Here is a 25,650-nt window from a genome sequence, read left to right as displayed (position 1 = left end):
CGCGTCGCCACGGCCGGATTATCGTCATTTACGTCCGAAAATCAGCGTTCAAAAGAAGCCACGGCGTTGCCACCAGCCGGCTTTCTTCGGCTTGCTGTCATCGCTTTCGGTTGTTTCGCTGCGGGTGGATTTCACCGTCGGCTCTGAGGAAGAAATATTGGATTCGCGGTTGGCGCGAACCGGCTTTGCTTCCTCCTGCGCGGGCGTTGCGAGATCGGCCGAGGCTTCGACCACCTCCGGCTCTGCTTCTACGGCTGGTGCCGATTCCGCTACCGGTTCTTCGACCGGCGCTGCGGCGGGCTTCCGGCGGCCGCGGCCACGGGCAGGCTTTACCTCTTCGGCGACGACACCCACGTCCTCGACGGCAGCCGTTACAGCTTGGCTCTCCCTGGCCTGTTCGGCAACCGTCTCGACAATTGCGGCTTCACCGGGAGCGACGTCATCCGAAGTGCCGTCGTCTTCATCCTCGCTGCCACTGTCTTCGCCGGCTTCATTCGCCGTCAGCTCGGACCCGTCCTCCCGGTTGCGGCGACCGCCGCGCTTGCCGCGGCGCCGGCGCTTGCGGCGCTGCGATTCCTCGTTTTCGGCGCGGCTCTCGGGTGCAGCGGTGGCGGTTTCGTCGCCCTCAGCGCCCTCGTCGTCGGCATCTTCCTCTTCGTCGCCGGCTTCGCCTGCAGCGGCTACCGGCTGCTCGGCATTGCCGTTGCGGCCACGACGGCGGCGGCGACGCTTGCGCTTACGGTTGCCTTCAGCTTCGCCTTCCGAACGCGCCGCAGCGGGACGTTCGGTCGCGGCAGCCTTTTCCTCGAGATCTTCGTCTTCTTCCTCATCAGCCTCGATAACGATGTCGTCGTCCTCATCCTCGGGGATGGCTGCGAAGTTGAAGAGGCTTTCGATCTTGACCGGGTTTTCGACGGGCTCGCCGCGGTCGATCGCAAAGTGCTGCGCGCCGACCGAACCATCGGCATCGATGATGATCGCTACGCCAAAACGCGCTTCGTAATCGACGATCGTCTGGCGCTTGTGGTTGAGCAGGTAGAGCGCGATGTCAGGCGTCGTGCGCACGGTGATGTTGTGCGTCGTGTTCTTGAGCAGATATTCCTCGATGCCACGCAGCACATGCAGGGCGACGGAGGACTGTGAACGGACGTGGCCGGTGCCGCCGCAATGCGAGCAGACCTGGGTCGTCGATTCGAGAACTGAAGCGCGGATGCGCTGGCGCGACATTTCGAGCAGGCCGAAATGCGAGATCCGGCCGACCTGGATGCGGGCGCGGTCATTCTTCAGGCATTCCTTCAGCTTCTTCTCGACGGCGCGGTTGTTGCGCTTTTCTTCCATGTCGATGAAGTCGATGACGATCAGGCCGGCGAGGTCGCGCAGGCGAAGCTGGCGGGCGATTTCTTCCGCGGCTTCGAGGTTCGTCTGCAGCGCAGTGTCCTCGATCGAGTGTTCGCGCGTCGAGCGGCCGGAGTTGACGTCGATCGAAACCAGCGCTTCCGTCTGGTTCATGATCAGGTAGCCGCCGGAACGCAGCGTTACCTGCGGCTGCAGCATGCGGTCGAGCTGGGCCTCGATGCCGGAGCGCGAGAAGATCGGGTGGATGTCGCGGTAGGGCTGAACCACCTTGGCATGGCTCGGCATCAGCATCTTCATGAAGTCTTTCGCTTCACGATAGCCTTCCTCACCGGCAACGATGATCTCGCCGATATCCTTGTTGTAGAGGTCGCGGATCGAGCGCTTGATCAGCGAGCCTTCTTCATAGACGAGGCAGGGAGCGGTCGACGCCAGCGTCAGCGTGCGGACGTTTTCCCACAGGCGCATCAGATATTCGAAATCACGCTTGACCTCGACCTTGGTGCGGTTGGCGCCGGCGGTGCGCAGGATAACGCCCATGCCTTGCGGCACTTCGAGCATGCGGGCGATTTCCTTCAGGCGCTTGCGGTCCTGCGGATTGGTGATCTTGCGGGAAATGCCGCCGCCGCGCGCTGTGTTCGGCATCAGAACCGAATAGCGGCCTGCAAGCGAGAGATAGGTGGTGAGAGCGGCACCCTTGTTGCCGCGCTCTTCCTTGGCGACCTGAACCAGCAGGATCTGGCGGCGCTTGATGACTTCCTGGATGCGGTACTGCTTGCGCGGCTTGCGCTGCACGCGGTCCGGCACCTCTTCCATTGCGTCTTCGGCGCCAACGGATTCGATGACTTCCTCTTCGCCGTGATCATCGTCGTCGTCGTCGTCATCGTGGCGACGCTTGCTGGTGTCGATGTCCTCGGAAATCGTGTCGGTTTCCACCATCGCGGCCATCGTGCCGCCGGCAGGGGCGTCATCGTCGTTGTCGACACCCGAAGCGCCTTCCGCTTCGACGTCTGTCGGAACGGCGTCTTCCGTCGCCGTCGTTTCGGCAACCTTCTTGCGGCTCCGGCGCGGCCTTGCCTTCTTGGCCGGCGCTTCCTCGGCGGCTTCAGGTGATCCTGCCACCTCTGCCGTTACGGCAATCTCTTCCGCCGCGGCCTCTTCCGTTACGGCAGCCGGTGCCTCTGTCGGCACGATGCCGACATCCGGCTGATCCTGGGTCGAAAGATCGACCATCGGCGCGGTTTCGACGTGCTCGACGTCTTCGTCGCGACGGTGCTCCTCGGCCTCGGCCCGAAGCAGCGCCTGACGGTCGGCGAGGGGGATCTGGTAGTAATCGGGATGGATTTCGGCGAAGGCCAGGAAGCCGTGCCGGTTACCGCCGTAATCGACGAAAGCGGCCTGCAGCGAGGGCTCGACCCTCGTTACCTTTGCAAGATAGATATTGCCGCGGATCTGCTTCTTGTGCTGCGACTCGAAGTCAAATTCTTCTATGCGGTTCCCGCGAACGACAACGACGCGCGTCTCTTCCTCGTGAGACGCATCGATAAGCATTTTGTCTGCCATGTAAGCTGTGCTCCTCGGCGTGGCCGCGAGAGCGCATTCCCGACTGCTGTTGAAACAGAAAGAATGCGGTCCACAGTGGCCGCGCCGGATAATGAAAGTCGCGCTTGACGCGAAGGGGAGAGCAGCAGCCAGACCGCAGCCGGAACCGTTTCGGTCCGGGGCCTGTGCACTTCAGATAAAACCTGCTGCGAAACCATCAACAACCAAGCGTGATCGACAAATACGAAGACCCGGTTCGGGTCCGATGAGGTTGCTCCCTGAGAGCGTGGTGGCTGATCCACCAATGAAGTTCCGACAGATGCCGGAAAATCAGGATCCAGTTCTCGGGTTGAAGCGCATGAGACGGCGGACGATGACCGATGTGGCGCCAGGTCCAGATCTGGCTGGCAGCCCTTGCGGCGACTCTATCCCGTCAACACTTCTACCCTAAAATGCGTTGTATGTTTTCTCTGTCACAATAGCAAGGGAAAAGCCAAATGTGCCATAATATTGATGGATTTCGAATCGCATAGAAACCGGGGGCAGGTGACCGCGATTCGGCAGGCGGCAAGGCGTTTCGCTCTCGGGCGTCCGTTCCGGCCATATCAGGTCCATCGCGGTATAAATAAGGTGTGGCGGTTTATTGTTTAAGAGGGCTCGGATCGTGGCGCAGTTCGCAACGCGGCGATCGACATTGGCTAGGCGGATTCAGACGGCGGTGCTCATTGCAGGTTGCCTCCTGCCCGGCCTCGCGGGTTCGGCCGAGACGAAGGATCCGCTGCTCGCTTATGGGGCGCGCATCATCGGCGATGATGCCAGGACGCGTATCGTCATCGATTTCGACCGCGAACCGCGTTTCTCCGTCCATTATCTCGCCAATCCGGAGCGGATCGTCGTCGATCTGTCAGCCACCGCCTTTGGATTTCCGGCGAAGGATTTGGCCGCCCGCGGCCTCTTCAAGGATATCCGCTACGGCAAGATGGATGATGAGAGCGCCCGCATCGTGCTGACAACGGCAAGGCCGGTGAAGCTCTCGCTCGCCAAGGTGCAAGCCGACGAGGCGGGCAGGGGCCATCGCCTGGTGCTCGATGCCGAGATGATCGACAAACAGGCCTTTGCCGAATTGGTCAAGACACAATCCTGGGACGATCGGACCGACGCGGCCCAGACGACGAGCGCCATTCCGGCGCCAGAAAAAACCGCCCCCGGCGATTTTGTCATTGCCGTCGACGCCGGCCACGGCGGCATCGATACCGGCGCGATCGGCGTCGACACGAAGACCGAAGAGAAGCAAGTGACGCTTGCCTTCGCCAAGGCCCTGGCCGACCGGCTGAACAAGGAGCCGGGCATCAAGGCGTTCCTGACGCGCGGTGACGACGAGTTCCTGTCGCTTTCCCAGCGCGTGCTGATCGCCCGCCAGAACCATGCCGGCCTGTTCATTTCACTGCATGCCGATACGCTGAAACAGAAGGATATCCGCGGCGCGACGGTCTATACGATCTCGGACAAGGCCTCTGACAAGCTCGCAGCCGACCTTGCCGAGCGCGAAAACCTTTCCGACCAGATCGCCGGCAAGGAGACCGTCGCCGAGCCGCCCGAGGTCGCCGACATCCTGCTCGATCTGACGCGGCGCGAGACGCAGGCCTTCTCGATTTCGCTGGCCGAGAGCGTGCTGAATTCCTTCAAGGACCAGATCGGCACCATCAACAATCCGCATCGCCACGCCGGCTTCCGCGTGCTGCAGGCGCCCGACGTGCCGTCGATCCTGCTCGAGCTCGGGTTCCTGTCGAATGCCGAAGACGAAAAACTGCTGCTCGACGAAACCTGGCGCACCAGGATCGCCGATCTTCTGACCGAGGCGGTGAAGCGATACCGCACCGGCGTCGTGGCGAATGGCGGCTGAAGAACGCCGCCCGGATATTTTAATGGGTTCGCTCAGGCGAGCTCCATGAACACAGTGACTTGGACGCATCCGATCAATCACGTTCTGAGCGGCGCGGTTCGGTTTGTCGCCCGGGAAGGGCGTTGCTTCGATGTGACAGTCCCGATGAAACGCTGCCGAGGCAGCGATTGCGGCGGGCAGAGCCCTATTTTGCTCACATTCGCGCCGTTACTCCGGCTTATGTTTCCTAGCTTGAGGCGCGGAATCGTCTTGTGGCGGTAGCGCTCATGGAGTAAGCCGCGCGCAACGTGCAAATTGTCTCGATCTGTGCAATCGTTGCGTCCGCGCCGATTGTAGATCGAAGAGACCGGTAGCTGAAAATATGCTTAGACTTCTTGGATATTTCTTCGGAATGGCCTGCGTCCTGTTTCTGGTCGCGGCGGCGGGCATTGCCATCTATCTCGCCAATGTCGCGAGGGATCTTCCGGACTATGCCGTTCTGAACAGTTACGCGCCGCCGGTGACGACCCGCGTCCATGCCGGCAACGGCGCTCTCATGGCCGAATACGCCAAGGAAAAACGTCTCTTCCTGCCGATCCAGGCCATTCCCGACCGCGTCAAGGCCGCTTTCCTGTCGGCCGAGGACAAGAATTTCTACAACCATCCGGGGGTCGACCTCACTGGTCTCGGCCGCGCAATCCTCGTCAACCTGCAGAATTTCGGTTCGGGTCGCCGTCCTGTCGGCGCTTCCACGATCACCCAGCAGGTGGCCAAGAACTTCCTATTGAGCTCGGACCAGACGATCGACCGCAAGATCAAGGAAGCAATCCTCTCCTTCCGTATCGAGCAGGCCTACAGCAAGGACAAGATTCTCGAACTCTACCTGAACGAGATTTTCTTCGGGATGAATTCCTATGGCATCGCCGGCGCGGCGCTGACCTATTTCAACAAGTCGGTTACGGAGCTGACTGTCGCCGAGGCCGCCTATCTGGCATCGCTGCCGAAAGGTCCGGCCAATTATCATCCTTTCCGCCATCCTGAGGCGGCGCTCGAGCGTCGCAACTGGGTTATCGATCGCATGGTCGAGAACGGCTATGTCAGCCAGAGCGACGGCGCGGAAGCCAAGAAGCAGCCGCTCGGCGTCACCGCCCGCAGCAACGGACCATCGCTCTTCGCGTCCGATTACTTCGCCGAGGCCGTGCGCCGCCAGTTGATTGACCAATATGGCGAGAAAGTTCTCTACGAGGGCGGCCTTTCCGTGCGCACATCGCTCGATCCGCAGATGCAGCTCGCCGCGCGCAAGGCGCTGCAGGATGGCCTCGTGACCTATGACGAGCGCCGCGGTTTCCATGGGGCCGTCAAGCAGATCGACGCAAGCGGCGACTGGGGCAAGGCGCTTGCCGATATTCCCGCGCTGTCCGACGTTCCGGAATGGCGCCTGGCCGTCGTGCTCTCCGTCTCCGACGACAACGTCGACATCGGCCTGCAACCGGCCAAGGAGGGGAGCGGCAAGGTTGCGGCGGACCGTCTGCGCGGCACCATCGACGCCAAGAACATGCAATGGGCCTACCGTTCGGCGGATGGCTCCCGCAAGACGGCGAAATCGCCGGCCGGTGTCTTGAGCCCGGGCGATGTCGTTTATGTCGAGAAGCTCGGTGACGACGCGTCGACCTCCTACCGTCTGCGCCAGCCCCCCAAGGTACAGGGCGGCCTTGTCGCCATGGATCCGAAGACCGGCCGCGTGCTCGCCATGGTCGGCGGTTTCTCCTATGCTCAGTCCGAATTCAACCGCGCCACCCAGGCGATGCGCCAGCCGGGCTCGTCCTTCAAGCCCTTCGTCTACGCAGCTGCGATGGACAATGGCTATACCCCGGCCTCCGTCATCATGGACGCGCCGATCGAGATCGTCTCGGGTGGCCAGGTCTGGAAGCCGGAAAACTACGGCGGCGAAGTCGGCGGCCCGTCGACGCTGCGCTCGGGCATCGAGCATTCGCGCAACTTGATGACGGTCCGCCTCGCCAACGATCTCGGCATGAATATCGTTGCCGAATATGCCGAACGCTTCGGTATCTACGATCACATGCTGCCGGTTCTCTCGATGTCGCTCGGCGCCGGCGACACGACAGTGCTGCGCATGGTCTCGGCCTATTCGGTCATTGCCAATGGTGGCAAGCAGATCAAGCCGACGCTGATCGACCGTATCCAGGACCGCTACGGCAAGACGATCTTCAAGCATGAGGAGCGCCTCTGCGAGGGCTGCAATGCCGGCGACTGGCAGAACCAGGAAGAGCCCAACGTCGTCGACAACCGCGAAACCGTTCTCGACCCCATGACCGCCTACCAGATCACCTCGATGATGCAGGGCGTCATCCAGCGCGGCACTGCCGCTGGCAAGATCGATCTCAGCGGTCGCGACGTCGCCGGCAAGACCGGCACCACCAACGACGAGAAGGATGCCTGGTTCGTCGGCTTCACCCCGGATCTGGTCGCCGGCCTCTATATGGGCTTCGATACGCCGGCCCCGCTCGGCCGCGGCGGCACCGGTGGCGGTCTCTCCGCCCCGATTTTCAACGAATTCATGCAGGCCGCCGTCAAGGACATGCCGGAATCGAAGTTCGTCATTCCGCAGGGCATGAACCTGATCCCGATCGACCGCAAGACCGGCATGGCCGCCGCCGACGGCGATCCGAACACGATCGTCGAGGCCTTCAAGCCCGGCACCGGACCTGCCGACAGCTTCTCCGTCATCGGCATGGACAGCACCATGGCGCCGGAGGAGATCCTGAAAACCTCGCCGCAGGCCAACCAGGCCGTTCAGACCGGCACGCCAGGACTCTTCTGAGCCCTCACCCGATTTTAGAAGCCCGCCCCGGCTCTTTACATCCGCGGCGGGCGTCTCTATGTCACCAGCACTTGAAGAAGACCGTTACAGAGAAGCAGGAAAATGCGAGCGGAAATCGAAAACGTGGTCGATGAAACCAAGCAGGCTATCACCCTGCTGAGGAGGCATCTTTGACTGGGACCAGGCGATAAGACGACTGGACTGGTTGAACAACAAGGCAGAGGATCCGAACCTCTGGAACGATGCGCAGGAAGCGCAGAAGCTGATGCGCGAGCGCCAGCAGCTCGATGACGGCGTTAACGGCGTCCGGCAGCTGGAACAGCAGCTGAAAGACAATGTCGAGCTGGTCGAACTGGGCGAGGAAGAAGGCGACGAAGGCGTCGTCAAAGAGGCCGAGGATGCCTTGAAGGCGCTGAAGGCCGAGGCTGCGCGCCGCCAGGTGGAGGCGATGCTGTCCGGCGAGGCCGACAGCAACGACACCTATCTGGAAGTCCATTCCGGCGCCGGCGGCACCGAAAGCCAAGACTGGGCGAACATGCTTTTGCGCATGTACACCCGTTGGGCGGAACGCCAGCGCTTCAAGGTCGAGCTTCTCGAAGTCCATGATGGCGAAGAGGCCGGCATCAAGTCCGCCACCTTGCTCGTCAAGGGCCACAACGCCTATGGCTGGCTGAAAACGGAATCGGGCGTGCATCGTCTGGTGCGCATTTCCCCCTACGACAGCAATGCGCGCCGCCACACGTCCTTCTCGTCGATCTGGGTCTATCCGGTCGTCGACGACTCGATCAACATCGACATCAACGAAAGCGATTGCCGCATCGACACCTATCGTTCGTCGGGCGCCGGCGGCCAGCACGTCAACACGACGGATTCGGCCGTGCGCATCACCCATATCCCGACCGGGATCGTGGTGGCCTGCCAGCAGGAGCGTTCGCAGCACAAGAACCGCGCCAAGGCTTGGGAAATGCTGCGTGCCCGGATGTACGAAGCAGAGTTGAAGAAGCGCGAGGAGGCCGCCAACGCCGAAGCCGCTTCCAAGACGGATATCGGCTGGGGTCACCAGATCCGCTCCTACGTGCTGCAACCCTACCAGTTGGTCAAGGACCTGCGCACCGGCGTCGCCAGCACCGCTCCGGACGACGTGCTCGACGGCGATCTGAACGAATTCATGGAAGCGGCCCTTGCCCATCGCATCAGCGGCGCCGCCGACGCGGTCGTCGAGGATGTCGACTGATAATTCAGCACTATAGAAATCGGAAAGCCCTGGAAACAGGGCTTTTTTGTTCAGCCTATCGCTCCGGTGTCGCCGTCGTGGAACAGCGCTGCCGATAGAGCGGCAATCTCGTCATGAACGGCCCCCCGTTCGATGCCCGGCGGATCGGTGAAGAGCTCGGCGGCAAAGGCAAGGCCGAGCCCGGTGCCCTCCGGCACAAAGACATAATGCCCGAGGCCGCCGCCGAAGATCTTCAGCGCGCTTCCGGTCAGCCGCTCATGCAGCCATGAAGAACATTCCTCGGCCGGTGCCGCCTTGTCGGCATCGCCGACAAGGATAAGAGTAGGCGCCACGACAGTTTTCAGGCTTTCCGCGCCGAAGCTGAGAACGGAGCGACCCGGTGCGCAGAGGACCGCCGCTGCGATCCTGTCGTCGCGATAGGATCGCGACATGCGGGACCATGATTTGCGAAAAACATCGCTGGTGCGGAGCAGTGAGGGGATATGATCGGCGAGGTCGGGATATTCCTTCGGGCCGTGCGGACCACCTGGCTTCAGCCGTGACGGTTCGAACTGCGAGAATTGGGTGACGGCGCCGAGAAGCAGCATGACGCTATAGGCCCCGGCGGAGAATCCGGCCGCGAATACACGGTCTGCATCGATCCGACCGGCAAGATCGCCAAGCCAGTCGCGACAGCGGTCGAGCATCAAGCTCAGATCCGGAGCCCGCTCCCAGAGACAGGCAAACCCTTCCGCGCGATAAGGCTCACTGCCCGTATTGCCGTGATGATCGACGCCGAGCGCTGCAAATCCGCGATCGACCAGGCGTCGCGCCAGCCATTCCAGTCCGGCCGCAGAACCGCCGGTGCCGTGTGACAGCAGGACGAGGGGATAGGGCCGGTCTGAAGGCCGAATTGGTGCGTCGCGAGCGACCGCCGCCTTCCGAAACCAGCTTCTCTCCTGAGTCTCGCATTCCCGCGCGTCATCGGCAGCCGGATACCATAGCGACCAGCGGACGGGCCTTGGGCCGGCTGCGTCCCAGTCCGGTCTCCGGTCGTCGTAGAGGACGCCCTCGCGAAAGCCGAGCTTCATCCTTGTCGCCTGGAAAACAGCGTCTCGCTGCTCAATTGGTTGCTTTCTCGATGGTGATGTCGCCGAGTTCGTCGATCAGCACGGTCCAGCCGTCCGGCTCGGCCGCGGGATCGGTCTTCAGATAGATCGTGGCAAAGAGGCCGGGTTGCTTGATGATGCCGCTCGAGTTTTCGGGGCGGATATCGGTCACGTAAGGCTTCAGGTCGCTGATCTCCTGCAGCTCAATGGTTGAGGCAATCGCAGGACCGGTCTCGGTCTGGGCAATCTGTTGAAGATAGACTTTCGAGGTCCTGTCCGGCTGACGCACGGCAAAGAGCTTATAGTAACCATGGCTCTTTTCCTGGGAGTCGGAAACGCTTTCGGCAGTGGTGGGCGCCCGCTCGACATCAGGCGCGTTGCCGTCGTTCTCCCAGTAGCCGGTGCTGGTCGCGAAAATCACCGAAGCCGGCAGGATGACGTCCTGCGTGGGAGCGGCGATCGCGGCCGAGCATCCGACGAGGAAAATCGTGGGCATCAATGTCAGGCGCATTGCCATCATCTCAATCCTTGAACTGCTCGGCGAGAATGCGGTCGGACCAGGAGCGGTCGGGATCGGAGAGGATACGCGCCGTCATATGCTCCGACTGGGCGATGCGGACATGCAGCACCGATTTGACTTCCGTATTGTCCGCCACCGCATTCACCGGCCGCTTCACCGGCTCGAGCACGTCGATATCGACAGTCACTTTGTTCGGAAGCAGGGCGCCCCTCCAGCGCCGCGGCCTGAAAGCGCTGACCGGCGTCATGGCGAGCAGGGGCGCCTCGAGCGGCAGGATGGGGCCATGGGCGGAAAGATTATAGGCCGTTGATCCGGCTGGGGTGGCCACCATCAGCCCGTCGCAGATCAGTTCCTCCAGACGCACGCGTCCGTCGACCACGACTCTCAGATTGGCTGCCTGATAGGACTGGCGAAAAAGATAGACCTCGTTGATGGCGAGCGCTGTCGAATTGGTACCGTCGGCATTGGCCGTGGTCATCTTCAAGGGGCGGAAAGCGTTTTCGACGGCGACGCAGATACGCTCCTGAAGTCGTTCTGTGCTGTAGTCATTCATCAGAAAGCCGACCGAGCCGCGGTTCATGCCGTAGACCAGCTTGCCCGAGTTCATGGTGCTGTGCAGCGTCTGCAGCATGAAGCCATCGCCACCCAGTGCGACGATGACATCAGCCTTGTCCTGCGGAACGTCGCCATAGATGCGAATCAGCTCTTCGCGCGCTGCGAGCGCCTCCATCGTCGGCGAGGCGATAAAGGAAAGCGTCTGGAATGAACGGCCCATACAATGCCCTTTGTGAAGCTGCTCTAGCTAAAGGATAAATGGCAGTTGCGACAAGGCCGTTTTGCACGACAAGGCGTTTTGGATCCACGCCGACTGTCTGCGCCGGCACGGATTTTCCTTTACAGGATCGCAGAATCTGTTAGTTGGGCAGCTATTGCCCTTGTAGCTCAGTTGGTAGAGCACCTGATTTGTAATCAGGGGGTCGCGGGTTCGAACCCTGCCGGGGGCACCAGCCTGCTCTGTGAGCTTCGGCTCGGCGAGCCGAAGAGAGCGGCCAAGCGAAGGCTGTCGCGTCGTAGTTCCGTTGGGAACGAAGGCGGACTGGTTCCGATAACCCTCCGGCGCTTTTCCTTGATGAACTCTATCTAAGGACTGCTTCAGCAGCAATTCAGTCGTGTTGGCGCAGTATCTCCTCATCGTCAATGAGGAAGCAGCCATGAAGTTCGCGCCTATTTTCCTGACCGCAGCCATGTCCCTCGGCGCGGCCTTTGCTGCCGTTGCGCCCGCCGCCGCCATGCCTGTCGACCGATCGGCGCTATCCGTGCAAAGCGACATCGTCCAGATTCATGACAGCTGGCCACACGACCGCTGGCGTGACGATCTTGATTGGCGTGACGACCGTGACTGATTGGCGCCGGTCTGAATGGCGTTATGAACGCCGCCCTTGGCGGCCGTGGCGCTGGGAAGAGCGTCGCGAGTGGCGCCAATTTGATCGCGACATGCCGCGATTCTATCGCAGCTGAGGATAGTCGGTCCCAGCCACTCGCCATTCCCGGTTTCAATGCGTGATGGATTCGTTGACTCTTGCCTCGATTCTGTCGCCGTTACCGGTCTGTCCGGCACCGGAAGGTGACATCATCGCGATGCTGAGCACGGAGGCGACCATGACAGCGACGATGGCGATCATTATGCGCATAAGCGTTCAATCCCCGTTCGGTGGGATTAACGCGCAATCGCCGTCCGCGTTCCTCTCGCCTATTGCACCGGTCCCGGCGTCGCGGGGCCGGGCGCCGTCGGCGACAGCGGATCGGGCTGGTGGACGGGATGCGACGTGTCCACCCAGATGATGCTGAGGATGATTCCCACAAAGGCCGCGATGAAGAGGATACCGAAAATCAGCGGTCGAATGGCCATGATGGGAATCGCTCCTTCTTGCTTGTGACCGGTCGTTACGGATCGATCGCCGCCAGATCATAATGCTCCAGAAGGTCATTCCAAGGCAAAAAGTGGATTTCTCCGGATCGAGCCCTCAGCCGGGATCAGTGGCGCACGAGCGAAAGCGGCTTGCCGCCTTCTTCGCCGGACTTGTCGAAATTACCGTCGGCGCGCATGTCGAAGCTGAGCGATGAACCATCATGGCTCATCAGCGTCAGCCCGAAACCGTCGATATTCCAGACGGCGAGCTTGAGCCTGGCGACATTGGCGGCGCAGTCTTTGGAAAGCGACAAGGGGGCGTGGCCGTCCGTATCGACGGTGGCGTCGAGTGTCACGCTGCAGAGCTTGTCGCCGCCCGGTCTTTGCATCGCCCATGTCCCGGCAAGGCTCCTGAAGGTCGGCAGGCGATCGACACCATCGGGTGCTGAAACCAGCAGGAGCGGTGTTTCGTCTTCCGTTTTCATCGGCGAACCTTCGTTCTCGACGAAACGGGCGATGACCTTGCGCGTCGCGTCGATCAGAATGAGACCGCCATTGCCGTCGAAATTCCAGGCATAGGACTCGGCAAGCGCCGGCAGCGGCTTAGTGCAGGCCTCCTGGCCGGACAGCGAATGGCCGCCGATCGCCGTACCGGTTTCAAGCGTCATCCGGCATCCCGCGCGGCCGTCTTGCGGGGCAAAGAGATAGGTCCCTGCCTGCGCTTTGAGAATATCGGCATCGATCTCCTGCCCCTGGGCCAGGCCACAGGCAAGGAGGGCAGCTGCCGCAGCCGGAAGCCGGACGACGAAACGGATCATGACACTTCCCCCTTGGCGTGACGACTGCGGTCGTTGGAATTGATCTGGTCGCCTGTTGCCCCGCTTATGGCTTCAGATAGAGCCGCGCCGCATAAAGCGCAATCGCCGCTGCATTCGAGACGTTCAGCGACTTGATTGCGCCCGGCATGTCGAGGCGGGCAAGCGCGTTGACGGTTTCGCGCGTCTTCTGCCTGAGCCCCTTGCCCTCCGAGCCGAGCACCAGCGCCACCTTGTCGCCGGAGAAGGTGCCTTCGAGCGGCGCCGGTCCTTCCGAATCGAGGCCGATGGTGGAGAAGCCGAGCTTGTGCAATTCGCCAAGCGCCTCGGCGAGGTTGGTGATCTGTATATAAGGTATCAGTTCCAGGGCGCCGGAGGCGGACTTGGCGAGCACACCTGACTCGGTCGGGCTATGTCTCTGGGTGGTGATAACCGCCCCGGCATTGAAGGCGACGGCCGAGCGCATGATCGCGCCGACATTGTGCGGATCGGTGACCTGGTCGAGCACGAGCAGAAGAGGGCTGTCCTTCAGCGCTTCGAGCCGGCGCACCGGTAGCGGCCGCGTTTCCAGCATGACGCCCTGATGGATCGCCTCGGGACCGAGCACCTTGTCGATCTCGTGCGGCGAGACGATTTCGAAGGGAATGCCTAGCGTCTCGACGTCGATTTCCAGACGCGCGAGCGCATTCTGCGTCGTAAACAGCTTGATCTTCTTGCGCTCCGGATTGTCGAGAGCAGCGCGCACCGTATGCAGGCCATAGAGATAGACCTGGTCGGGCGCGAGTACCGGCGGCTTCCAGTCCTCAGCTCCCCGCCGGCGCTTCTGTGGCTGGGGTGTCGGGATCTCGCCGCGTTCGCGCTTGGCGTCGCGGTGGGCGCGCCTCAGATTGGCGTAGTGCGTATCCTTGGCGGATGGGTCTGTCGCGGCCTTGCCGCCGGATTTGTTGTCTTTGCTCATGCGGCTTTATAGCCATGGCGTTCGCTGCCGCATAGGCTTTCTTTCATGTGCCGGCTTTCGGCGTCGAATGAAATTTTTCGTGTTTTTTCCATTGTCATCGTGTTGACAGACGGAAATGCTCCGGTCATATACGCGGCGCAGACGACGGGCGGCAACGCTTCGAAGTCTGACGAACTTGGTCTTCAAGATCCGGACGAAAAACTGGAGAGATGCCCGAGTGGTTAAAGGGGACGGACTGTAAATCCGTTGGCTCAGCCTACGTTGGTTCAAATCCAACTCTCTCCACCATTCGTCATTGGATCGGACCATCCCGCGGGTATAGCTCAATGGTAGAGCAGCAGCCTTCCAAGCTGAATACGCGGGTTCGATTCCCGCTACCCGCTCCAGTCTCCCCTAAAGCCAGTTGATGCGATCGCAGTCACGGTCGTCGCGCGCGCTGTTTCCAGCCGTGGGTGTACGCCGACTGCTGTTGCCGTAGGCGAGGGACGCCAATGGCGGCGGCTTCCGCGCGATTTTCTTTGAGATTCCAGCGATTTTTGGAAGGGTCCCGGCGAATCGCCTTGCAGGCGGCGAATTGTCTCCCATATGCGCTGTCACGCCAAGATTGGTCTCTGCAATTAAGTCTTGCGCAATTTCGCCGAAAGCCTTAAACGGCGGCACTAAACCGGTTCGCCGGGGCCACCATTTCGTTCACAGGAAGCATTCAAATGGCAAAGAGTAAGTTTGAGCGCAACAAGCCGCACGTCAACATTGGCACGATCGGCCACGTTGACCACGGCAAGACGTCTCTGACGGCAGCGATCACGAAGTACTTCGGTGAGTTCAAGGCGTACGACCAGATCGACGCGGCTCCGGAAGAGAAGGCGCGCGGTATCACGATCTCGACGGCGCACGTTGAGTATGAGACGCCGGCCCGCCACTATGCGCACGTCGACTGCCCCGGCCATGCCGACTACGTGAAGAACATGATCACCGGTGCGGCGCAGATGGACGGCGCGATTCTGGTTTGCTCGGCTGCTGACGGCCCGATGCCGCAGACGCGCGAACACATCCTGCTCGCCCGCCAGGTCGGCGTTCCGGCGATCGTTGTGTTCCTGAACAAGGTCGACCAGGTTGACGACGCCGAGCTTCTCGAGCTGGTCGAGCTCGAGGTTCGCGAGCTTCTGTCGTCCTACGACTTCCCGGGCGACGACATTCCGGTCGTCAAGGGCTCGGCGCTTGCTGCTCTTGAAGATTCCGACAAGAAGATCGGCGAAGACGCGATCCGCGAACTGATGGCAGCGGTCGACTCGTACATCCCGACGCCTGAGCGTCCGGTTGACCAGCCGTTCCTGATGCCGATCGAAGACGTGTTCTCGATCTCGGGCCGTGGTACGGTCGTGACCGGCCGCGTCGAGCGTGGCATCATCAAGGTTGGTGAAGAAGTCGAGATCGTCGGCATCCGTCCGACGTCGAAGACGACGGTGACCGGCGTTGAAATGTTCCGCAAGCTGCTCGACCAGGGCCAGGCCGGCGACAACATCGGCGCGCTGATCCGCGGTGTGAACCGTGACGGCGTCGAGCGTGGTCAGATCCTGTGCAAGCCGGGCTCGGTCAAGCCGCACAAGAAGTTCAAGGCAGAAGCCTACATCCTGACGAAGGAAGAGGGCGGCCGTCATACGCCGTTCTTCACCAACTACCGTCCGCAGTTCTACTTCCGCACGACGGACGTTACCGGTATCGTGACGCTTCCGGAAGGCACGGAAATGGTCATGCCGGGCGACAACGTCACGGTTGACGTCGAGCTGATCGTTCCGATCGCGATGGAAGAAAAGCTGCGCTTCGCTATCCGCGAAGGCGGCCGCACCGTCGGCGCCGGTATCGTCGCTTCAATCGTCGAGTAACCTTTCAGGTTATCCACAATCAGGAAACCCCGCTGGAAACAGCGGGGTTTTTCGTTTTTGATGCATCTGAGCCGTTTAACAGGTGTTGTAAAAATATCGTTAAAAACGCCCGTCACAGTATTTTGTTCATCTCACGTTCAGAAAGCAGTTGTGATTGGCTCATTTTAGTCCAGACTCCTCCTTGTAAAGAGGAGAGTCGGGATGATTCCAAAGGCCACATTCGTTGCGACGATATTCGCGATGTATGTTTTCACGATGTTTTTCATCGCTGCGATTCCGCAAGAGGTTGTTCAATCGGCCGGAGTGCAGATCAATGAGGTAAGCGTCGTCAAGTGACGACCTTTCCAGTTCATCGCACGGGGCTGCGGTGATAGGGCGATAATTGGCCAGGTGCTCCCGGATAGGGTGCTCCTGGCGCGGCGGGGTGAAGCCCCTCGCAGGACGCTCGCTTGCTCTTCGCGCGGAAGCGTCTAACTATGCCTCCGGTTTCATCATGCGGAGGACATTTCCATGAAAAAGCGGATTCTGTTCACAGGCGGTTCCGGCAAGGCAGGTCGCCATGCCGTGCCATGGCTCGTCAATGCAGGGTACGAGGTTCACAACCTCGATCTCGTGCCTCTGGACAGCCCCGGCGTCACCAATCTCATCGCCGACATCACCGATAGCGGCCAGGTCTTCAACGCGCTGTCGATGCATCGCGATTTTCCCGATCTCGACGCGGGCAGGGGCGTTCAGCCATTTGATGCCGTCGTGCATTTCGCCGCCATTCCGCGCATCCTGATCAAACCCGACAACGAGACCTTCCGCATCAACGTGATGGGCACTTACAATGTCATCGAAGCGGCGGTGAAGCTTGGCATCCGGAAAATCATCGTCGCGTCGAGCGAAACGACCTACGGCGTCTGCTTCGCCGAAGGCCACCGCGACTTCCACCAGTTTCCGCTGGAGGAAGATTACGACGTCAATCCGATGGATTCTTACGGCCTTTCCAAGGTCGTCAACGAAAAGACGGCCCGCGCCTTTGCCGAACGATCGGGCTTCGACATCTATGCGCTGCGCATCGGCAACGTTATCGAGCCGCATGAATATGAGAGGTTTCCGACCTATTTTGCCCATCCCGAGATGCGCAAGCGCATCACCTGGAGCTATATCGACGCTCGCGACCTCGGGCAGATCTGCCATCTCTGCATCGAGAAGGACGGGCTTGGTTATCAGGTCTTCAATGCCGCTAACGATACGGTTTCCGCCAATACGCCGTCGAAAGAGCTGGCGAAGCGATTCTTCCCGAGCGTGCCCTTCACCCGCGAGATCGGTGAATTTGAGGGGCTGCTTTCCAACCGCAAGATTCGCGAGGTGTTGGGTTTCAAGGAAGAACACGACTGGCGGAAATATGTGAAGGTCTGAATGCTCTCCGGTTGCGCGATCGAAAAGCGGACGCCTGCAGAAAAGCGGACGCTCGCAAATGAGCAGAAGGCTTTGAAAATCGAAAATCGTGCTTGCCAATCCGCTGCCGCCGTCTTAAAGGGAGCGCCATGCATTTCGGCAGCGATTTGCGGGTCTTGGCCCGGGGGGCTGAAGGACAGGCATGAAGGGGTATAGCTCAGTTGGTAGAGCGGCGGTCTCCAAAACCGCAGGTCGGGGGTTCGAGCCCCTCTGCCCCTGCCATCTTCCCTGATACGGACAGCGCGGCGATTGTCGCGGCATTCCGGCTCGGGATCGATCGGTGGCAACTAATTTCGTTAAACTTCGGTTTCCCTCTTGTGCATTCGGAAATCGGTGTTTATTTAGGGTTCAACAGACACGCGGTGCGTGGGGCTGATAGTTTCAGCTTTACGCGCCGTAATTGCGTGGGCAGTCGATGGCATCCAAATCCAATCCGTTTGCGTTTCTGCAGCAGGTTCGCTCCGAGACGTCCAAGGTCACATGGCCGTCGCGCCGCGAGACGATGATCTCGACGGTCATGGTGCTGGTGATGGTGGTTTTTGCCGCGCTGTTTTTCTTTGCCGCTGACCAGCTGATCGGCTGGGTCCTGAGCTTCGTGCTCAATACCGGCAACTGATACGGGTGGAGATGAAAATGGCGGCACGTTGGTACATCGTCCACGCGTACTCGAATTTTGAAAAGAAGGTGGCTGAGGACATCGAGAACAAGGCTCGCCAGAAGGGGCTCGAGCACCTGTTCGAGAAGATTCTCGTGCCGACCGAAAAGGTTGTGGAAGTGCGTCGCGGCCGCAAGGTCGATAGCGAACGCAAGTTCTTCCCGGGCTATGTCCTGGTCCGCGCCAATCTGACGGACGAGGCTTACCACCTGATCAAGAATACGCCGAAGGTCACAGGTTTCCTCGGCTCCGACAATAAGCCCGTTCCGATTCCGGATTATGAAGCCGAGCGCATTCTCGGTCAGGTTCAGGAAGGCGTCGAGCGGCCGAAGGCATCCGTTACCTTTGAGATCGGCGAGCAGGTCCGCGTTTCCGACGGTCCTTTCGCTTCGTTCAACGGCACAGTTCAGGATGTGGACGAAGAGCGTTCGCGCCTGAAGGTGGAAGTGTCGATCTTCGGCCGCGCAACGCCGGTCGAGCTGGAATATGCGCAGGTCGAGAAGGTCTGATTGCAAAATTGGAGGCTGGCCTTTGGGGCCTGTTTCCGGCGGACCTAGTCCGCATCCGCGTGGAAGGTGAGGGGTCTTAGCCGGACCCTAATGATCCGCACCACGCAACCGCAGCCGCCGGAGAAATCCGGCATCACGGGCCGGGCGACCGGCCGTTCATGAAAGGCAGAGAGATATGGCTAAGAAAGTTGCAGGCCAGCTCAAGCTTCAGGTCAAGGCAGGATCGGCAAACCCGTCCCCGCCGATTGGTCCGGCGCTTGGTCAGCGTGGCATTAACATCATGGAATTCTGCAAGGCGTTCAATGCCGCCACGCAGGAAATGGAAAAGGGCATGCCGATTCCGGTCGTCATCACCTATTACCAGGACAAGTCATTCACCTTCGCGATGAAGCAGCCTCCGGTCAGCTACTGGCTGAAGAAGGAAGCGAAGATCACCTCCGGTTCCAAGACCCCGGGCAAGGGCGCAAAGGCTGGTACCCTCACCAAGGCTCAGATCAAGACGATCGCCGAAGCCAAGATGAAGGACCTGAACGCAGCAGATATCGAAGGTGCAATGGCGATGATCGAGGGCTCTGCCCGCGCCATGGGCCTGGAAGTGGTGGGTTAAGATCATGGCTGGCAAGCGCACACGCAAGATCAACGAAGGTGTTGATCCCACCAAGCTCTACGCTCTGACTCAGGCCATCGGCATGGTCAAGGAGCGGGCTGTCGCCAAGTTCGACGAAACCATCGAAGTCTCGATGAACCTCGGCGTCGACCCGCGCCATGCGGACCAGATGGTTCGCGGCGTTGTCAACCTGCCGAACGGCACGGGCCGCACGGTTCGCGTCGCCGTCTTCGCGCGCGGCGCCAAGGCTGACGAAGCCAAGGCAGCCGGTGCCGATGTCGTTGGCGCCGAAGACCTCGTCGAAATCGTCCAGGGCGGCAAGATCGATTTCGATCGCTGCATCGCCACCCCCGATATGATGCCGCTCGTCGGCCGTCTCGGTAAGGTTCTCGGCCCGCGCGGCATGATGCCGAACCCGAAGGTCGGCACCGTCACCATGGACGTCGCCGGAGCCGTCAAGGCTTCCAAGGGCGGCGCCGTCGAGTTCCGCGTCGAAAAGGCTGGCATCGTTCACGCCGGTATCGGCAAGGCTTCTTTCGATGCCAAGGCTCTGGAAGAGAACATCCGCGCCTTTGCCGACGCCGTCATCAAGGCGAAGCCGGCTGGCGCCAAAGGCAACTACGTCAAGCGCGTGGCGATTTCCTCGACCATGGGCCCGGGCGTCAAGATCGAAGTCGGCTCGGTCACCGCAGCTCCGACTGCATAAGTTTATGACCGGGCTTCGGCCCGGTCACTGAATTTCCGGCCTCGCAAGGGGCCGGAATATTCCGGAGAAATCCGGAATCCTGTCCGAGATTGCAGGTGGTTTTCCCTTAATCACTTCGCCTGCATGAGACGGGTAAGACCCGAATTGCATGAAGTTCACTTCTCGTAACTCGGTTCGAGCCTTGGATGCCTTGTGCCTCTTTAGCCCTGATGGGCGCGGGAGCGCGGGGGGACAGGATCCTCAAGCGTCGCTTGGGATCTCTTTGGATCCCGGGAGGCAAAAGGCAACCCGGCGGGCCCGTTTTCGGTCCCGCCAACTGGAGATAGGCAGTGGAAAGAGCGGAAAAACGCGAATTCGTCACGGAACTGAACGAAGTCTTCAAGGCTTCGGGCTCAGTCGTCGTGGCCCACTATGCTGGTGCTACAGTCGCGCAGATGAACGATTTTCGTTCGAAGATGCGTGCAGCTGGCGGTACCGTCAAAGTCGCGAAGAACCGCCTGGCCAAAATTGCCCTTCAGGGTACGGAAGCGGAAGGGATTACCAATCTCTTCAAGGGTCAGACGCTGATTGCATACAGCACCGATCCGATCACCGCTCCGAAGGTCGTCATGGATTTCGCCAAGACCAACGACAAGATCGTTGTTCTGGGCGGCGCCATGGGAACAACCACGCTCAACGCCGATGCAGTCAAGTCGCTTGCGACCCTGCCTTCGCTCGATGAGCTGCGTGCGAAGCTGCTGGGCATGATCCAGACACCGGCTACCCGCATCGCTGGGGTTGTTGCCGCACCGGCAAGCCAGCTTGCCCGCGTGTTTGCGGCCTACGCCAAGAAGGACGAAGCCGCTTAAGGCGGTTTTTCGCTGTTTATAATCAACCGGTTCGAACCGAACAAAAGGAACTAGTAAAATGGCTGATCTCGCAAAGATCGTTGACGACCTCTCCTCGCTGACCGTTCTGGAAGCTGCAGAACTGTCGAAGCTTCTCGAAGAAAAGTGGGGCGTTTCCGCTGCTGCTCCGGTAGCTGTTGCTGCTGCTGCTGGTGGTGCAGGCGCTGCTGCTCCGGCTGAAGAAGAAAAGACCGAGTTCGACGTCATCCTCACGGATGCCGGCGCCAACAAGATCAACGTCATCAAGGAAGTCCGCGCCATCACCGGCCTCGGCCTTAAGGAAGCCAAGGACCTCGTCGAAGGCGCTCCGAAGGCTGTCAAGGAAGGCGTTTCCAAGGCTGAAGCCGCCGACATCAAGAAGAAGCTTGAAGACGCAGGCGCAAAGGCCGACGTCAAGTAATCTTGAACTGCACGTGGGAGGTGGCACTTACTGCCTCCCATTTGCCGTTTTCCTGAACGAATTACCCAAAAGCCGCGTGAAAACGGCTTTTGGGTAATGGGTTCTTCAAGAGCATGGTCTCGAACCGAAGCGCCAAGGCAACCCGGCCTGGCTGTTTCGGGAGGTGGGACGAGGTTGAACTACTCATTGATCGGCGGGGTCGACTGGCCATCGGTTCCCGTCCGTTGCAGGCCCGGATGCAATTTTGAAGGAGCGACGATGGCTCAGACCCTTTCGTTCAATGGTCGCAGGCGCGTACGCAAGTTTTTTGGTAAGATCCCCGAAGTCGCAGAAATGCCGAACCTCATCGAGGTTCAGAAGGCGTCCTACGACCAGTTTCTGATGGTTGAAGAGCCGAAGGGCGGTCGCCCTGACGAAGGCCTTCAGGCCGTCTTCAAGTCCGTTTTCCCGATCACCGACTTCTCCGGCGCCTCGATGCTGGAGTTCGTGTCTTACGAATTCGAACCGCCGAAGTTCGACGTTGACGAGTGCCGCCAGCGCGACCTGACCTATGCCGCGCCGCTGAAGGTCACTCTCCGTCTCATCGTGTTCGATATCGACGAGGATACCGGCGCAAAGTCGATCAAGGACATCAAGGAACAGTCCGTCTACATGGGCGACATGCCGCTCATGACCAACAACGGCACGTTCATCGTCAACGGCACCGAGCGCGTCATCGTCTCGCAGATGCACCGTTCGCCGGGCGTCTTCTTCGACCATGACAAGGGCAAGAGCCATTCTTCCGGCAAGCTGCTCTTCGCCGCCCGCGTCATTCCCTATCGCGGCTCCTGGCTCGATATCGAATTCGACGCCAAGGACATCGTCTACGCCCGCATCGACCGCCGCCGCAAAATCCCCGTCACCTCGCTGCTGATGGCGCTCGGCATGGACGGCGAGGAAATTCTCGACACCTTCTACACGAAGTCGCTCTACAAGCGCGACGGCGAAGGCTGGCGCATTCCCTTCAAGCCGGAAACCCTGAAGGGCGCCAAGGCAATCACCGAGATGGTCGACGCCGATACCGGCGAAGTCGTGGTGGAAGCCGGCAAGAAGCTGACGCCGCGCCTGCTGCGCCAGCTTTCCGATAAGGGCCTGAAGGCGCTGAAGGCCGGCGACGACGACCTTTACGGCAACTACCTCGCCGAGGATATCGTCAACTATTCGACGGGTGAGATCTATCTCGAGGCCGGCGACGAGATCGACGAGAAGACGCTTGCCGTCATTCTCGCGAACGGTTTCGACGAGATCCCGGTTCTCGGCATCGACCACATCAATGTCGGCGCCTATATCCGCAACACGCTTTCGGCTGACAAGAACGAGAACCGTCAGGACGCTCTGTTCGACATCTATCGCGTCATGCGCCCGGGTGAACCGCCGACGATGGAATCGGCCGAAGCCATGTTCAACTCGCTGTTCTTCGATGCGGAGCGTTACGACCTCTCCGCCGTCGGCCGCGTCAAGATGAACATGCGCCTCGACCTCTCCGTCGAGGACACCGTTCGCATCCTGCGCAAGGACGACATCCTGGCCGTGGTCAAGATGCTGGTCGAACTGCGCGACGGCAAGGGCGAGATCGACGACATCGACAACCTCGGCAACCGCCGCGTCCGCTCGGTCGGCGAGCTGATGGAGAACCAGTACCGTCTCGGCCTGCTCCGCATGGAGCGCGCGATCAAGGAACGCATGTCCTCGATCGAAATCGACACGGTCATGCCGCAGGACCTGATCAACGCCAAGCCGGCTGCCGCAGCCGTCCGCGAGTTCTTCGGTTCCTCGCAGCTCTCGCAGTTCATGGATCAGGTCAACCCGCTCTCGGAAATCACCCACAAGCGCCGTCTTTCGGCCCTTGGTCCGGGCGGTCTGACCCGTGAGCGCGCCGGCTTCGAAGTCCGCGACGTGCATCCGACCCACTACGGCCGTATCTGCCCGATCGAAACGCCGGAAGGCCCGAACATCGGTCTGATCAACTCGCTGGCGACCTTCGCGCGTGTGAACAAATATGGCTTCATCGAAAGCCCGTACCGGCGCATCGTTGAAGGCAAGGTAACCAACGACGTGCTCTACCTCTCCGCCATGGAAGAGGCCAAGTACTACGTCGCCCAGGCCAACGCCGAGCTGAACGCTGACGGTTCCTTCGTCGACGAATTCGTCGTCTGCCGTCACGCAGGTGAAGTTATGCTCGCGCCTCGCGACAGCATGAACTTGATGGACGTTTCGCCGAAGCAGGTCGTTTCGGTTGCTGCGGCACTCATCCCGTTCCTGGAAAACGACGACGCCAACCGCGCCCTCATGGGCTCGAACATGCAGCGTCAGGCCGTGCCGCTGCTGCGTGCCGAAGCTCCGTTCGTCGGCACCGGCATGGAGCCGGTCGTCGCCCGTGACTCCGGTGCCGCCATCGGTGCCCGCCGCGGCGGCGTGGTCGACCAGGTCGACGCGACGCGTATCGTTATCCGCGCCACGGAAGACCTCGAAGCCGGCAAGTCCGGCGTCGATATCTACCGCCTGCAGAAGTTCCAGCGTTCGAACCAGAACACCTGCGTCAACCAGCGTCCGCTGGTCACCGTCGGTGACGTCGTCAACCGCGGCGATATTCTCGCCGACGGTCCGTCGACCGATCTCGGCGACCTGGCGCTCGGCCGCAACGCGCTCGTCGCGTTCATGCCGTGGAATGGCTACAACTACGAAGACTCGATCCTGCTCTCCGAGCGGATCGTTGCCGATGACGTGTTCACCTCCATCCACATCGAGGAATTCGAGGTGATGGCGCGCGACACCAAGCTCGGCCCTGAGGAAATCACCCGGGATATTCCGAACGTTTCGGAAGAGGCGCTGAAGAACCTCGACGAAGCCGGCATCGTCTATATCGGCGCCGAAGTTCAGCCGGGCGATATCCTCGTCGGCAAGATCACGCCGAAGGGCGAAAGCCCGATGACGCCGGAAGAAAAGCTTCTGCGCGCCATCTTCGGCGAAAAAGCCTCAGACGTGCGCGACACCTCCATGCGCATGCCGCCCGGCACCTACGGCACGATCGTCGAAGTTCGCGTCTTCAACCGCCATGGCGTCGAGAAGGACGAGCGCGCGATGGCGATCGAACGCGAAGAGATCGAGCGTCTCGCCAAGGACCGTGACGACGAGCAGGCGATCCTCGACCGTAACGTCTACGGCCGTCTGATCGACATGCTGCGCGGCCAGGTGTCCATCGCAGGCCCTAAGGGCTTCAAGAAGGGCACCGAACTTTCGAACGCCGTCGTCTCCGAATATCCCCGCTCCCAGTGGTGGATGTTCGCCGTCGAGGACGAGAAGGTGCAGGGCGAACTCGAAGCCCTCCGCGGCCAGTATGACGAATCCAAGTCGCGCCTTGAACAGCGCTTCATGGACAAGGTCGAGAAGGTCCAGCGCGGCGATGAAATGCCTCCGGGCGTCATGAAGATGGTCAAGGTCTTTGTTGCCGTGAAGCGCAAGATCCAGCCGGGCGATAAGATGGCCGGCCGTCACGGGAACAAGGGCGTGGTCTCGCGCATTGTGCCTGTCGAGGACATGCCGTTCCTGGAAGACGGCACGCATGTCGACGTCGTTCTGAACCCGCTCGGCGTGCCTTCGCGCATGAACGTCGGCCAGATCCTGGAAACGCACCTGGGCTGGGCTTGCGCCGGCATGGGTCGTCAGATCGGCGAACTGATCGAAGCGTATAAGGCCAATGGCAACATCGAGCCGCTGCGCAAGACCATCGGCGATGTCGTCGGGGACGGTCCCAAGGCCGAACAGGTCCAGGACTTCGACGATGAGTCCGTTCTGCGTCTCGCCGACCAGTGGAAGCGCGGCGTTTCGATCGCAACGCCGGTCTTCGACGGCGCCAACGAAGGTGACGTCAACGACATGCTGCGTTTGGCGGGTCTCAAGGACACCGGCCAGTCGACGCTCTATGACGGCCGTACCGGCGAGCAGTTCGACCGCCAGGTTACCGTGGGCTACATCTACATGCTGAAGCTCAACCACCTGGTCGACGACAAGATCCATGCCCGTTCGATCGGCCCTTACTCGCTCGTGACCCAGCAGCCACTGGGCGGCAAGGCGCAGTTCGGCGGTCAGCGCTTCGGCGAAATGGAGGTCTGGGCGCTCGAAGCCTATGGCGCCGCCTATACGCTGCAGGAAATGCTGACGGTGAAGTCGGACGACGTCGCCGGCCGCACCAAGGTCTACGAAGCCATTGTCCGCGGAGACGACACGTTCGAAGCCGGTATTCCGGAAAGCTTCAACGTTCTCGTCAAGGAAATGCGCTCGCTGGGCCTCAGCGTCGAGCTCGAGAACACCAAGCTCGACGAAGCGCAGGCAACCCAGCTGCCGGACGCGGCCGAGTAAACATTGATAGGGCGTGCGC

21 protein-coding genes, 4 tRNA genes and 1 pseudogene are annotated in these 25,650 nt (G+C 60.7%); 18 read left to right on the top strand and 8 right to left on the bottom strand.

What is annotated here, in order from left to right; all coding sequences use genetic code 11:
• Nucleotides 1–48: 48 nt before the first annotated feature.
• Nucleotides 49–2,916, bottom strand: a complete 2,868-nt coding sequence (locus J7U39_RS11170) for a ribonuclease E/G (RefSeq protein ID WP_210628260.1) — start codon at nt 2,914–2,916, stop codon at nt 49–51.
• A gap of 622 nt (nt 2,917–3,538) precedes the next feature.
• Between J7U39_RS11170 and J7U39_RS11165 the strand changes: the two genes are divergently transcribed.
• The 3 genes from J7U39_RS11165 to prfB all read left to right on the top strand — a co-directional run bounded on the left by J7U39_RS11165 (nt 3,539) and on the right by prfB (nt 8,853).
• Entirely contained in the window at nt 3,539–4,798 is a 1,260-nt protein-coding gene (locus J7U39_RS11165) for an N-acetylmuramoyl-L-alanine amidase (protein ID WP_210628259.1), read from the top strand.
• Between the two features lie 361 nt (nt 4,799–5,159).
• Nucleotides 5,160–7,619, top strand: a complete 2,460-nt coding sequence (locus J7U39_RS11160) for a penicillin-binding protein 1A (protein ID WP_210628258.1) — start codon at nt 5,160–5,162, stop codon at nt 7,617–7,619.
• Between the two features lie 102 nt (nt 7,620–7,721).
• A protein-coding gene (gene prfB / locus J7U39_RS11155; protein WP_210628257.1) for a peptide chain release factor 2 occupies nt 7,722–8,853 on the top strand; the annotation gives its coding sequence in 2 pieces (ribosomal slippage) (nt 7,722–7,790 and nt 7,792–8,853; 1,131 coding nt in all).
• Nucleotides 8,854–8,903: 50 nt separating this feature from the next.
• On the opposite strand, the gene J7U39_RS11150 is transcribed toward prfB, so the two are convergent.
• From J7U39_RS11150 to J7U39_RS11140, 3 genes are read right to left on the bottom strand one after another with little or no spacing between them, the layout of a single operon-like run.
• The gene (locus J7U39_RS11150) at nt 8,904–9,923 is read right to left on the bottom strand and encodes a dienelactone hydrolase (RefSeq protein WP_210628256.1); all 1,020 of its coding nucleotides are present in this window, start codon (nt 9,921–9,923) and stop codon (nt 8,904–8,906) included.
• 31 nt (nt 9,924–9,954) lie between these two features.
• Nucleotides 9,955–10,458, bottom strand: coding sequence for a hypothetical protein (locus tag J7U39_RS11145; protein ID WP_210628255.1), 504 nt, complete (start codon nt 10,456–10,458; stop codon nt 9,955–9,957).
• 4 nt (nt 10,459–10,462) lie between these two features.
• Nucleotides 10,463–11,236, bottom strand: coding sequence for an NAD kinase (locus J7U39_RS11140; RefSeq protein ID WP_011424966.1), 774 nt, complete (start codon nt 11,234–11,236; stop codon nt 10,463–10,465).
• A 156-nt stretch (nt 11,237–11,392) separates the two neighbouring features.
• Between J7U39_RS11140 and J7U39_RS11135 the strand changes: the two genes are divergently transcribed.
• Together J7U39_RS11135 and J7U39_RS11130 are read left to right on the top strand one after the other, a co-directional pair.
• Nucleotides 11,393–11,468: transfer RNA gene (locus J7U39_RS11135), tRNA-Thr, on the top strand.
• A gap of 204 nt (nt 11,469–11,672) precedes the next feature.
• Nucleotides 11,673–11,979 (top strand): annotated as a pseudogene (locus tag J7U39_RS11130) (hypothetical protein).
• Between the two features lie 35 nt (nt 11,980–12,014).
• On the opposite strand, the gene J7U39_RS11125 reads toward J7U39_RS11130, so the two are convergent.
• The 4 genes from J7U39_RS11125 to rlmB all read right to left on the bottom strand — a co-directional run bounded on the left by J7U39_RS11125 (nt 12,015) and on the right by rlmB (nt 14,143).
• Nucleotides 12,015–12,152: a hypothetical protein gene (locus J7U39_RS11125; protein WP_210628254.1), complete on the bottom strand. Its 138-nt coding sequence runs from the start codon at nt 12,150–12,152 to the stop codon at nt 12,015–12,017.
• Nucleotides 12,153–12,211: 59 nt separating this feature from the next.
• Entirely contained in the window at nt 12,212–12,370 is a 159-nt protein-coding gene (locus tag J7U39_RS11120; protein WP_164517777.1) for a hypothetical protein, read from the bottom strand.
• A 125-nt stretch (nt 12,371–12,495) separates the two neighbouring features.
• Entirely contained in the window at nt 12,496–13,188 is a 693-nt protein-coding gene (locus tag J7U39_RS11115) for an AprI/Inh family metalloprotease inhibitor (RefSeq protein ID WP_210628253.1), read from the bottom strand.
• Nucleotides 13,189–13,252: 64 nt separating this feature from the next.
• The gene (rlmB, locus tag J7U39_RS11110) at nt 13,253–14,143 is read right to left on the bottom strand and encodes a 23S rRNA (guanosine(2251)-2'-O)-methyltransferase RlmB (RefSeq protein WP_210628252.1); all 891 of its coding nucleotides are present in this window, start codon (nt 14,141–14,143) and stop codon (nt 13,253–13,255) included.
• Between the two features lie 203 nt (nt 14,144–14,346).
• Here rlmB and J7U39_RS11105 point away from each other — a divergent pair.
• The 13 genes from J7U39_RS11105 to rpoB all read left to right on the top strand — a co-directional run bounded on the left by J7U39_RS11105 (nt 14,347) and on the right by rpoB (nt 25,631).
• A tRNA-Tyr gene (locus J7U39_RS11105) sits at nt 14,347–14,431 on the top strand.
• A 24-nt stretch (nt 14,432–14,455) separates the two neighbouring features.
• Nucleotides 14,456–14,529 (top strand) — tRNA-Gly (locus J7U39_RS11100).
• Between the two features lie 321 nt (nt 14,530–14,850).
• Nucleotides 14,851–16,026, top strand: a complete 1,176-nt coding sequence (gene tuf, locus J7U39_RS11095) for an elongation factor Tu (protein WP_011424970.1) — start codon at nt 14,851–14,853, stop codon at nt 16,024–16,026.
• 201 nt (nt 16,027–16,227) lie between these two features.
• On the top strand, nt 16,228–16,362 hold the full coding sequence (locus tag J7U39_RS32180) for a hypothetical protein (protein ID WP_257784632.1): 135 nt from the start codon (nt 16,228–16,230) through the stop codon (nt 16,360–16,362).
• Nucleotides 16,363–16,536: 174 nt separating this feature from the next.
• Nucleotides 16,537–17,430: an NAD(P)-dependent oxidoreductase gene (locus tag J7U39_RS11090; protein WP_210628251.1), complete on the top strand. Its 894-nt coding sequence runs from the start codon at nt 16,537–16,539 to the stop codon at nt 17,428–17,430.
• A 185-nt stretch (nt 17,431–17,615) separates the two neighbouring features.
• Nucleotides 17,616–17,691: transfer RNA gene (locus tag J7U39_RS11085), tRNA-Trp, on the top strand.
• 193 nt (nt 17,692–17,884) lie between these two features.
• Nucleotides 17,885–18,085: a preprotein translocase subunit SecE gene (gene secE, locus J7U39_RS11080; protein ID WP_003573826.1), complete on the top strand. Its 201-nt coding sequence runs from the start codon at nt 17,885–17,887 to the stop codon at nt 18,083–18,085.
• A gap of 17 nt (nt 18,086–18,102) precedes the next feature.
• Nucleotides 18,103–18,633 (top strand): transcription termination/antitermination protein NusG, encoded by a 531-nt coding sequence (gene nusG, locus J7U39_RS11075; protein WP_007791989.1) that lies wholly within the window; start codon nt 18,103–18,105, stop codon nt 18,631–18,633.
• Nucleotides 18,634–18,808: 175 nt separating this feature from the next.
• Nucleotides 18,809–19,240, top strand: coding sequence for a 50S ribosomal protein L11 (gene rplK / locus J7U39_RS11070; RefSeq protein WP_009985507.1), 432 nt, complete (start codon nt 18,809–18,811; stop codon nt 19,238–19,240).
• Nucleotides 19,241–19,244: 4 nt separating this feature from the next.
• Nucleotides 19,245–19,946, top strand: coding sequence for a 50S ribosomal protein L1 (gene rplA / locus J7U39_RS11065; protein ID WP_064801895.1), 702 nt, complete (start codon nt 19,245–19,247; stop codon nt 19,944–19,946).
• 329 nt (nt 19,947–20,275) lie between these two features.
• Entirely contained in the window at nt 20,276–20,794 is a 519-nt protein-coding gene (gene rplJ, locus J7U39_RS11060) for a 50S ribosomal protein L10 (protein ID WP_064801896.1), read from the top strand.
• A 58-nt stretch (nt 20,795–20,852) separates the two neighbouring features.
• Nucleotides 20,853–21,233 carry a 50S ribosomal protein L7/L12 gene (gene rplL / locus J7U39_RS11055; RefSeq protein ID WP_210628250.1) on the top strand — a complete coding sequence of 127 codons (381 nt, stop codon included), beginning with the start codon at nt 20,853–20,855 and terminating at the stop codon, nt 21,231–21,233.
• A 258-nt stretch (nt 21,234–21,491) separates the two neighbouring features.
• A complete protein-coding gene (gene rpoB, locus J7U39_RS11050) occupies nt 21,492–25,631 on the top strand; it encodes a DNA-directed RNA polymerase subunit beta (RefSeq protein WP_210628249.1) in 4,140 nt (1,379 codons plus the stop codon).
• Nucleotides 25,632–25,650 lie beyond the last annotated feature (19 nt).

The sequence above is a fragment of the Rhizobium sp. NLR16a genome (assembly GCF_017948245.1).
In the GTDB taxonomy this organism is placed as follows: Bacteria; Pseudomonadota; Alphaproteobacteria; order Rhizobiales; family Rhizobiaceae; genus Rhizobium.
This window is presented reverse-complemented; position numbering and strand designations above follow the sequence as displayed.